This window comes from Lysobacter sp. P5_C4, assembly GCF_054049695.1.
The window spans coordinates 280,635-289,951 of record NZ_JBFULX010000004.1 but is presented as its reverse complement, the minus strand read 5'-3'; the positions used below and the strand labels follow the sequence as shown (position 1 = coordinate 289,951).

14 protein-coding genes are annotated in these 9,317 nt (G+C 64.4%); 10 read left to right on the top strand and 4 right to left on the bottom strand.

Annotation, left to right across the window (positions count from 1 at the left end):
• Positions 1-54 precede the first annotated feature (54 nt).
• A complete protein-coding gene (locus ACXJJ8_RS11740) occupies positions 55-276 on the bottom strand; it encodes a DUF378 domain-containing protein (protein ID WP_499030191.1) in 222 nt (73 codons plus the stop codon).
• Between the two features lie 40 nt (positions 277-316).
• Positions 317-865, bottom strand: a complete 549-nt coding sequence (locus ACXJJ8_RS11735; protein ID WP_499030189.1) for a fasciclin domain-containing protein — start codon at positions 863-865, stop codon at positions 317-319.
• 84 nt (positions 866-949) lie between these two features.
• Between ACXJJ8_RS11735 and ACXJJ8_RS11730 the strand changes: the two genes are divergently transcribed.
• The 5 genes from ACXJJ8_RS11730 (at position 950) to ACXJJ8_RS11710 (ending at position 3,018) form a co-directional block, all read left to right on the top strand.
• Positions 950-1,330 (top strand): MerR family transcriptional regulator, encoded by a 381-nt coding sequence (locus ACXJJ8_RS11730; protein WP_499030187.1) that lies wholly within the window; start codon positions 950-952, stop codon positions 1,328-1,330.
• Entirely contained in the window at positions 1,243-1,830 is a 588-nt protein-coding gene (locus tag ACXJJ8_RS11725; protein ID WP_499030185.1) for a cobalamin B12-binding domain-containing protein, read from the top strand. Before ACXJJ8_RS11730 ends, ACXJJ8_RS11725 begins: the two co-directional genes overlap by 88 nt.
• A gap of 156 nt (positions 1,831-1,986) precedes the next feature.
• Positions 1,987-2,697 carry a DsbA family oxidoreductase gene (locus tag ACXJJ8_RS11720; RefSeq protein WP_499030183.1) on the top strand — a complete coding sequence of 237 codons (711 nt, stop codon included), beginning with the start codon at positions 1,987-1,989 and terminating at the stop codon, positions 2,695-2,697.
• A complete protein-coding gene (locus ACXJJ8_RS11715) occupies positions 2,694-2,873 on the top strand; it encodes a DUF1330 domain-containing protein (protein WP_499030180.1) in 180 nt (59 codons plus the stop codon). The genes ACXJJ8_RS11720 and ACXJJ8_RS11715 overlap by 4 nt, the downstream gene beginning before the upstream one ends.
• Positions 2,812-3,018, top strand: a complete 207-nt coding sequence (locus tag ACXJJ8_RS11710; protein WP_499030177.1) for a DUF1330 domain-containing protein — start codon at positions 2,812-2,814, stop codon at positions 3,016-3,018. The genes ACXJJ8_RS11715 and ACXJJ8_RS11710 overlap by 62 nt, the downstream gene beginning before the upstream one ends.
• Before the next feature lie 54 nt (positions 3,019-3,072).
• On the opposite strand, the gene ACXJJ8_RS11705 is transcribed toward ACXJJ8_RS11710, so the two are convergent.
• A complete protein-coding gene (locus ACXJJ8_RS11705) occupies positions 3,073-3,966 on the bottom strand; it encodes a LysR family transcriptional regulator (protein ID WP_499030175.1) in 894 nt (297 codons plus the stop codon).
• 119 nt (positions 3,967-4,085) lie between these two features.
• On the opposite strand from ACXJJ8_RS11705, the gene ACXJJ8_RS11700 reads away from it, so the two are divergent.
• The 5 genes from ACXJJ8_RS11700 (at position 4,086) to ACXJJ8_RS11680 (ending at position 8,471) form a co-directional block, all read left to right on the top strand.
• A complete protein-coding gene (locus ACXJJ8_RS11700) occupies positions 4,086-5,114 on the top strand; it encodes an alpha/beta hydrolase (protein ID WP_499030173.1) in 1,029 nt (342 codons plus the stop codon).
• A gap of 6 nt (positions 5,115-5,120) precedes the next feature.
• The gene (locus tag ACXJJ8_RS11695; protein WP_499030170.1) at positions 5,121-6,317 is read left to right on the top strand and encodes an MFS transporter; all 1,197 of its coding nucleotides are present in this window, start codon (positions 5,121-5,123) and stop codon (positions 6,315-6,317) included.
• A 134-nt stretch (positions 6,318-6,451) separates the two neighbouring features.
• Complete coding sequence (locus tag ACXJJ8_RS11690) at positions 6,452-6,823, top strand: cyclophilin-like fold protein (RefSeq protein ID WP_499030168.1); 372 nt, start codon at positions 6,452-6,454, stop codon at positions 6,821-6,823.
• Positions 6,824-6,913: 90 nt separating this feature from the next.
• Positions 6,914-7,423, top strand: a complete 510-nt coding sequence (locus ACXJJ8_RS11685; protein WP_499030166.1) for a (R)-mandelonitrile lyase — start codon at positions 6,914-6,916, stop codon at positions 7,421-7,423.
• Positions 7,424-7,439: 16 nt separating this feature from the next.
• Positions 7,440-8,471 (top strand): zinc-dependent alcohol dehydrogenase family protein, encoded by a 1,032-nt coding sequence (locus ACXJJ8_RS11680; protein WP_499030163.1) that lies wholly within the window; start codon positions 7,440-7,442, stop codon positions 8,469-8,471.
• Positions 8,472-8,541: 70 nt separating this feature from the next.
• Here ACXJJ8_RS11680 and ACXJJ8_RS11675 read toward each other — a convergent pair whose 3' ends face one another.
• Positions 8,542-9,180 (bottom strand): SRPBCC family protein, encoded by a 639-nt coding sequence (locus ACXJJ8_RS11675; protein WP_499030161.1) that lies wholly within the window; start codon positions 9,178-9,180, stop codon positions 8,542-8,544.
• Positions 9,181-9,317: the final 137 nt, after the last annotated feature.

The following is a 9,317-nucleotide window of genomic DNA, read 5'->3' as shown; positions in this document are numbered from 1 at the left end:
TCGAAGCCGGGCGCGAATTGGCGTCCGGCTTTCGACAAAAAACAGGGCGCTGACTTACGCTCTACCTAAGACGGGTGCGCGAGACGCGGGGCGTGTCAGGGCGAAGATCTGCCAAAGCGCCGACAGGCCGACCAAGACGTACACCACGCGCGAAAGAAATGCGTCCTGACCGCCGAAGAGCGCGGCAACCAAATCGAACTGGAAGGCGCCAACCAGACCCCAGTTCAGGCCGCCCACGATGAGCAGCACCAGCGTCACTACATTCAAACTTTTCATTGCAATTCTCCAGGTGGATGGGTCATCAGCCATTGCGCAATCAGCCCTCGGGCATCAGCACCTTGTCGATGACGTGAATCACGCCATTGCTGGCTGTCACGTCGGCGCTGACCACGTGGGCGTCGTTGACGGTCACGGCACCGCCTGACGCTTGGATCGCGATCTCGCCTCCTTGAACCGTTGTGGCGGCATCCATGCCTGCAACCTGCGCCGCGGTCACTCGACCAGGCACGACGTGGTAGGTGAGGATCGCGACCAGCTTTTCGTGGTTTTCCGGCTTGAGCAGGCTTTCCACCGTGCCCGCCGGCAGGGCTGCGAAGGCGGCATCCGTCGGCGCGAAGACGGTGAACGGACCAGGCCCCTTCAACGTGTCGATCAGGCCAGCCGCCTTCAACGCCGCGGCGAGCGTCTTGAACTGTCCGGCGCTGACCGCCGTGTCGACAATGTCGGCGCGCGCTTGGGCGGGTGCGTTGTTGGCCTTGGCGCCAGTGCCGCCAGCGGGCGCGGAATACGCAACCGGAGTCGACATGACGACGACCAAGGCGGCAACGAGAACGGGGAGGGGAATTGGCGAATTACGGAATGCCATGACAGTTCTCCAAAAGGCGGGGCGGATGGCAGAGTTTTCACCTTGCTCTGTTAATGACGCGTACAACGTGCGGTTGTACAGAGCATGTACATTGCGCCGATGTATCCGATCAAAGCCGCGGCTGCCCTCGCAGGGCTGAGTACCGAGACCCTGCGCGCGTGGGAGCGCAGGCATGGCGCGATCCGCCCGGTTCGGATGCGAAGGGGCGGCGGCTGTACGACGCGGCGGCGATCGAGCGTCTTTCACGCCTCAACAGCCTCACGCGCCGCGGCCACCCGATTCGCGACCTCGCCGCCCTGGACGACGAAGCCCTTGATGGCTTGCTGGAAGGCGGCCGGCAAGCGGCCTACGGCGGCGTGGAGGGGCTGCCGGCGCGAATGCTCGATGCGATCGCCGACTATCGCGTCGACGTCTTCGATCGCGACCTCTCGGTGGCCATTGCCACGCTGCCGATTCCAGTCCTGATGGCGCGCGTTGTCAGGCCGCTGTTAGAGGAAGTGGGACTGCGCTGGGCCGACGGTCGGCTCGCGGTGGCGCAGGAGCGTTTGGTCAGCAGCTTGTTGCGCATGCGCTTGCTCGCGGTGCTGAGCCCTCCGCCGCGCGAACAACGGCCGCGGGTGCTGTTCGCCACGCTGCCCGGCGAACGCCACGAACTCGGTCTTATCGGCGCGGGCTTGCAGGCGCATGAGGCAGGCGTGCCCGTCCTTTACCTTGGAACCGAGTTGCCGGCCGTCGAAATCGTGCGCGTCGCGTCGAAGCTCGGCGTGGCAGGCGTTGCACTCAGTTCGGTGGATCCGGACCAGGCCAGGTCTGCGCTGGAGGAACTTCGTGAGCTCGATGCCGCATTGGAGCCCGGGGTCCCCGTGTGGCTCGGCGGCGCAAACGCCCGCTATCTTGCCGAGGAACTGGGGTCCGTGCGCATACAGGCCGTGGACGATACGCAAGCGATGACACGGAGAGGTTAGTTATTCAGCGACGAAGCACGCACGATTCCACCGATTCGCGGAAGAGTGTCTTCCTGACGCGTTGGATTCGCAGGCGCCCCATGTGCGCCTAGATTGCGGGCTGTCGAAAGGGCACCCAAGCAGCCCCGGCACCCCCCGATCCCAGAGTCCGAATCCATGAACACTTCAAGCAAAGTCGCCATCGTCGCCGCCGCCAACAGTCAAACTCGTAGAGCGCTGCAACTGCAGGTCGCCATCGACCTGATTTGCCCCTGGTGTTTTATCGGCAAGCGCAGCCTCGACCAGGCGACCGTGCGCCTTGCGGAAAAGGGCGTCGATGTCGAAGTCGAATGGCTGCCGTATCTGCTGAATCCCGACCTGCCCGAGGCAGGCATGGATCGGAGGGAATTCCGGACCCGGCGCTTCGGCTGGGACACCGCACTCGCCATGGATGCGCGGGCCGTCGAAGCCGGTCTTCGCGTCGGCGCAAGCTTCGCTTATTCGAAACAGACGCGCACATCGAACACACTCCTTGCGCATGCCCTCGTGAGCGTTTCCCGCGAGGAGGGCGGGGCGCCGGTGCAGGAACGCCTCGTCGACGCATTGTTCGCCGCCTACTTTGAGCAGGGGCGGGACATCGGTGACCGGGCCGAGCTGGCTCGCATCGCCGCTGATGTCGGCATGCGCGAACGTGCCGTCGAGCGCGCGTTGCCTCGCCGCGAGACCGTTCGCGAACGCGTCGGCGCAATCAGTACCAGTGGCATGAACGGCGTGCCCAGCTATTTCATCGCCGACCGCCTGTTGTCCAGCGGTTCGCAAAGTCCCGAAGGTTACGTGAAGCTGCTGACGCGCCTGGCCGACGCAGCTCAAGCAGGAGGTTTCGTATGAAAGGTTATTGGGTGATGACTTTCCGTTCGATCGCCGACCAGTCGGGCGTGGATCGGTATGCAGAAGCGGCGCAGCCTGCGATCCGCGCATTCGGAGGGAGGGTCCTGGGAGCAGGTGTTCCCCAATTACATCCACGAGGACGGCCTGCGCGAACGCGTAGCGATCGTCGAGTTTGAGAGCGTCGAACGCGCGGAAGCGGCGTACGGCAGCCCGGAGTATCTGGCCGCGGTCCGTCACCTCAGAGGCGCGGCGGTACGCGACGCCCGCATCATCCGCGGCCTTGCCCTGAAAGTGGGAATGCGACCGCCTGAGAAGTGTTAGCCGAAGACTGCATCCACCACCAAACAGGCATCAAGTATCACGTTGAGTATTGCCTCACCCATGGTGGCGGAGCGCGTCCACAACCAGCGAGAACGCGGGCGATGGCTGGCGCCGGCTCGCGTAATACAGGTGATATCCGGGGAACGGCGGACACCAGTCTTCGAGCACGCGCGCGAGCCGGCCCTTGCCGAGGTGCGGCGCGAACTCGTCTTCGGGCAGGAACGCGATGCCCAATCCATCCAGCGCGGCCGCCACCATGTGCGGCGAGGTGTTGAATGTGAGCTGCCCATCCACGCGAACGTTTAGCTGGCGGCCGCGACGCTCGAACTCCCAGGCGTACAGACCGCCCTTGGTCGGAAACCGCATGTTGATGCAGCGGTGCGCGGTGAGCTCCTGCGGTCTCTTCGGCGGGGGGTTGGCTGCGAAATACTTCGGCGACGCCACCGCGGCCATGCGCAGCTTCGGGCCGATCGGCATCGCGATCATGTCCTTGTCGACCTGTTCGCCGAGCCGGACGCCTGCATCGAAACGGTCCGCGACGATGTCCCTGAGCCCGTAGCTGACGTCGAACTCGATCGCGATGTCGGGGTACTTGTGCAGCAACGGCATCAGCCTCGGCAGCAAGGTGTGCCGCAGGATGTGGTCGCCGCACGTCAGTCGCACGGTTCCGGCGGGCTTGTCGCGCAGCTCGGTCAACGCCGAGAGCTCCGACTCGATCTCGTCGAAGCGATAGCCGATCGCCTGCATTAGCCGTTCGCCGGCGGCCGTGGGCGACACGCTGCGCGTCGTACGCGTCAGCAGGCGAATGTCGAGTTGCGTTTCCAGTCCACGGATCGCCTGGCTGAGCGCTGATTGCGTGACGCCGAGGAGCGCCGCGGCGCGGGTGAAGCTGCCTTCGCGTGCGACGGTGACGAAGGCGAGGAGATCGTTGAGGTTGCGCTTGGGCATGGCCCAGTCTCCCACGCCAATTGAGTAGACGGGCTAATAGGCCCCTTAGGTATTCAGTATCTAATCAAACGGATCGTCACGCACCAGACTGTGCATCCCCCGGTCCGATGGTCCCACCGATGAAGAAGCTCCTCCTCCTGCTGGGCCTGCTGGTCAGTTCCCTCACCGCAGCGGGTGCAGACATGTCCAACGGCGCGAACAACTTCTACAAGAGCGGCACCGTGACCGCAGGGAAGGTCACGTTCCAGAACCAGTACAAGATGAAGGTCACCGGCATGCTTTTCACACCCGCCGGCGTTGACCGCAACATCAAGCGCCCGGCGATCGTCGTCGGCCACCCCATGGGCGCGGTGAAGGAACAGGCGTCCAACTTGTACGCGCAAAAGCTGGCGGAACAGGGCTTCGTGACGTTGGCGATCGACCTGTCCTTCTGGGGCGAAAGCGAAGGGCAGCCGCGCAACGCGGTGTCGCCCGACATCTACGCCGAAGACTTCAGCGCCGCCGTGGATTACCTCGGCACGCGGCCGTTCGTCGAGCGGACCCGCATCGGCGCGCTCGGCATCTGCGGCAGCGGCGGTTTCGTCATCAGTGCGGCCAAGATCGACCCGCGTATCCAGGCAATCGCGACGGTCAGCATGTACGACATGGGCGGCGCAAATCGCAATGCGCTGAACCATTCGCTGACGCTGGAACAGCGCAAACAGAGCATCGCGCAGGCCGCCGAGCAGCGGTACGTCGAGTTCCAAGGCGGCGATACGAAATACACCAGCGGAACGGTTCGCGCCCTGACCGTGACCTCTACGCCCATCGAGCGCGAGTTCTACGACTTCTATCGCACGCCGCGTGGCGAGTACACGCCGAAAGGTTCGACGCCGCAGCTCACCACGCACCCGACGCTCACGAGCAACGTGAAATTCATGAACTTCTACCCGTTCAACGACATCGAGACGATCTCCCCGCGCCCGATGCTGTTCATCACGGGCGAGACCGCGCACTCGCGCGAGTTCAGCGAGGAAGCGTATCGGATTGCGGGCCAGCCGAAGGAACTCGTCGTCGTCCCGGGCGCGGGCCACGTCGACCTTTATGACCGTGTGGACCTGATCCCGTTCGACAAGTTGACCGCGTTCTTCCGCACCAACCTGAAGTAGACCGCCATGAAGACGAAACCCCACTGGGGCGGCGTGTTCGCCCTTGCGCTCGGCGCCTTTTCATTGGTCGCCTCCGAGTTCATGCCTGTCAGCCTGCTTACGCCGTTGGCAAGCGACCTACACATCACCGAGGGCCAGGCAGGTCTCGCGATCTCGGTCTCCGGCGCTTTCGCGCTCGTGACGAGCCTCGTTATCTCGGCGCTCGCGGGACGCATCGATCGCAAGCTCCTGTTGGCATTGCTGACGTTCCTGACCATCCTATCGTCTACGGTAGCGGCCTTCGCCCCGAGCTATCCCGTTTTCATGATCGGGCGCGCGCTCATTGGCGTGGCGATCGGTGGGTTCTGGTCGATGTCGGCGGCGGCGGCGATTCGCCTCGTTCCCGAAGACCAAGTCCCGCGCGCACTCGCCATCGTCAACGCTGGCAACGCGCTAGCCACGGTGCTGGCGGCGCCGATGGGAAGTTTCGTGGCGTCGTTCGCGGGATGGCGCTGGGCATTCTTCTGCCTCGTGCCGGTGGCCACGCTCGCGCTCGCGTGGAAGTGGATCAGCCTTCCGAAGATGGCGCCGGCGGTGGACTTTGGCTCGCGCAACCCGCTGCGCCTGCTGAGGCACGCCCCTGTCGCGTTGGGCATGACCGCGGTGAGCTTGTTTTTCATGGGTCAGTTCGCGTTGTTCACTTACCTGCGGCCGTTTCTCGAAACCGCGACCGGAGTGGATGCCCCGACGTTGACTGCATTGTTACTTCTGATCGGCGCGGCGGGTGTCGTCGGTACGATGTTGATTGGTCGGTTCATCGAACAAGGGTTGAATCGCACGCTGATCGTTATTCCGTTGGCCATGATGCTCATCGCGGCGGTGCTCCCCATCGTCGGGCACTCGCTCGGCACCACGGGCGCGCTGCTGGGATTCTGGGGTTTGATCGGCACCGCGGCACCCGTCGCGTGGTGGACGTGGCTGGCGAGGACGCTGCCGCAGGACGCAGAAGCCGGTGGTGGACTGATGGTCGCCGTCGTGCAACTGGCGATCGGCCTGGGCGCGGCGCTCGGCGGCGTCCTGTTCGATGCGATCGGGTATGCCGCGACGTTCGGCGCAAGCGCAACCATGCTGCTGCTGTCGGCCGCGTTCGCGGCGGTCGCGGCACGGTCGACAGGTGAACCTGTCGAACGCGCAATCACGGAATGCGAAACCGCATGCGCGTAGACGTCCATCCGCGGCTGCGCGCAGCCTTAGTCGGCATTACTGCATGCGTGGCGCTTGTCTCAATGGCGTGCGTGGCCCGCGAACCTTCGTCCGCCCGAGCACCTACAGAACAGAATCAGGCGAGAAAACCATCCATGCATGTCCAGATACGGATTGACCGCCGCACGCTTCCGATCGTTCTCGACGACACACCCGCGGCGCGTGACTTCGCTGCCCAGTTGCCGCTGACGTTGGAGTTGAGCGACTACGGCACTGGGACCGAAAAGATTGCCGATCTGCCGCATCGGCTCGACGTCTCCGCAGAACCATCAGGCTATCGACCGGAGGCGGGGGATGTCTCGTTTTACGGCCCGTGGGGAAATCTGGCTATCTTCCTGCGCGGATTCCGGCATTCGGAAGGACTGGTCCGGCTGGGCCGAATCGAGAGCGGACTGGACGTCTTGACCACGCCGGGCCCGTTGACGGCGACCATCGAACCGGCGCCTACCGCCGCACGAACCCCCTGAGACCCGCAGCATGCGGCGCGGCGATTCGCCGCCAGCAGACTTCTTCGATCCTGGTGTCACAAGGATCACTCTCCGCCGAGGACACTCACCATGATCACCTTCCGTCACACATGCGCGCTGCTGCTGAGTCTGCCCCTCGTAGCGCTTGCAGCGACGCCTGCCAATACAACCGAGAAGGACACCAGCGTCATGCACATCGACCGCAACGGCTCTCTGCCGTCCTTTAAGGGCCCGGCCGAATACTTCACCGGCAACGTCCGCATCGACATGCAGTTCCAGCGCAGCGGCGAGTCCCGCGTCGCGGGCGCCTTCGTCACGTTCGAGCCGGGTGCGCGCAGCGCCTGGCACACGCATCCGCTTGGGCAAACGCTGATCGTCACGTCCGGCAAGGGCTGGACGCAATGCGAAGGCGGGCCGATCGTCGAGATCAACGCGGGCGACATCCTGTGGTGCCCGCCCAACCATCGTCATTGGCACGGCGCGACGCCGACCACGGCGACGACGCACATCGCCATCCAGGAAGCGCTGGACGGCAAGGTCGTCGACTGGATGGAGAAGGTCACCGACGCCGAATACAACGCCGGTCCTGCCACACACTGATTCGAGGAACCCTCCAATGCGCGCAACCGTCATGTACAAGGCCGGCGACGTCCGGATCGAGAACGTTCCCGATGCGAGCATCGGCAATCCCACCGACGCCTTCGTGCGCGTCACCCGCGCCTGCATCTGCGGCAGCGACCTGTGGCCTTACAAGGACCTGCAACCTGTCGAGGGCGGCCGCCGCATGGGCCACGAGGCAATCGGCGTCGTCGAAGCCATCGGCACCGAAGTGCGACGTATCAAGGTCGGCGACTTCGTGATCATGCCGTTCGCGTTTTCGGATGGCACCTGCGATTTCTGCCATGAAGGCTTGCACACCTCGTGCGTACACGGCGGCTTCTTCGGCGGCCAGGCCGACGGTGCGCAGGCCGAGGCGCTTCGGGTGCCCCAGGCGGACGGCACGTTGTATGCGTTGCCAGGCAGCGGCGACGAAGCGCTGACCGCGTCGCTGCTCAGCCTTTCCGACGTCATGGGCACCGGCCACCATGCCGCGCTCAGCGCGCGCGTCGGGCCCGGCAAGCGCGTCGCCGTGATTGGTGATGGTGCGGTGGGCTTGTGCGGCGTCATCGCCGCGAAGCGCCTGGGCGCGGAGCAGATCGTCATCATGGGCCGGCACGCGGATCGGATCACGCTGGCGAAGTTGTATGGCGCTACGGATGTCGTGAGCGAACGTGGCGACGAGGCGGTCGCCCGCGTGCGGGACCTGACGGGAGGCTTCGGCGTGCATTCCGTTCTGGAATGCGTGGGCAGCGCGCAGTCGATGCAGACGGCGCTGGACATCGTGCGCCCCGGCGGCGCCATCGGTCGTGTCGGCGTGCCGCATTACGATGCAATCCCGTCGGCGCAGCCCGCGTTCTACGCCAACGTCACCGTGAGCGGCGGTCCCGCGCCGGTGCGCGCATACATCGAAGAACTCTTGCCGGATGTGCTGGAAGGTCGCATCGAGCCGGGGCGCGTCTTCGATCGCATCGTGGGACTCGATGACGTGCCGGATGGCTATCGCGCCATGGATGCGCGGGAATCGATCAAGGTGATGGTCAAACCTTGACTGGGCACGTCCTCCCTCATGCGCAGGATTGCAGGCCCAGGTAAGCAGCAAGGTCGCGCTCTTGGCGGGTTCAATCGGCGATTCCCTCAGGCGGGGGCAGGCCGGATGCGCCCGCGACCACCTTGCGGATGCTGAGGATCGCGGCCGACGAAAGCGAACGGTCTGCCAGGAAAACCGGGACATTGCCGCCGATATCCGTGAGCGAGATGTAGGTCAACCGTGTCTTCGCGTGCGTCGGCGTCATGATCCATTCGCCGCGCGAGCGCAGCGCGATGCAGTCCGGCGTCGGTTTCTTGCCAATGAAGGCAAGGGATGCGAACTCCACCCGTATCTCGCCATTGGCGAAGTCGTGCCGCTCGAAGCGCACGGAGTAACATCGATCGCGGGTCATCGGCATGGTGAGGACGTCCGACCAAATGGTCACTTCTCGACCGCGTTGTATGAAGGTTCGATTGACGCGCTTGTTGTTTTTATCGAGAAATTTTCCGAACAGGTAGTCCGCGATCGCCTTCGGCGAAACATTCAGCGATGTGCTGAGGCGAAGTTCGTCGTAACGTTCGCCCGGAATGCTCCGGCGCTCCACCCGGATGTCGTTCTTGTCGCTGACGGTCCGCCACTGCTGGGCTTGGGCGCCACCCGGCATCGACAGCGTCGCCAGCACGATGACGCACCCCAGAGGTGTTCCCAATCTGCGTGGAATGCTGGGCATGCACGGATTCGATGCCAACGGCGTGACAAGGTCAAGACATGAACGGTTGCGTGCGCCGCACGGTCGGCGCTCTACAAGCTCTGCAGGCGCGCAGTGGCGTGTCCGTCGACCAGCAGGCGTACCGTTGCTTTTCTTTG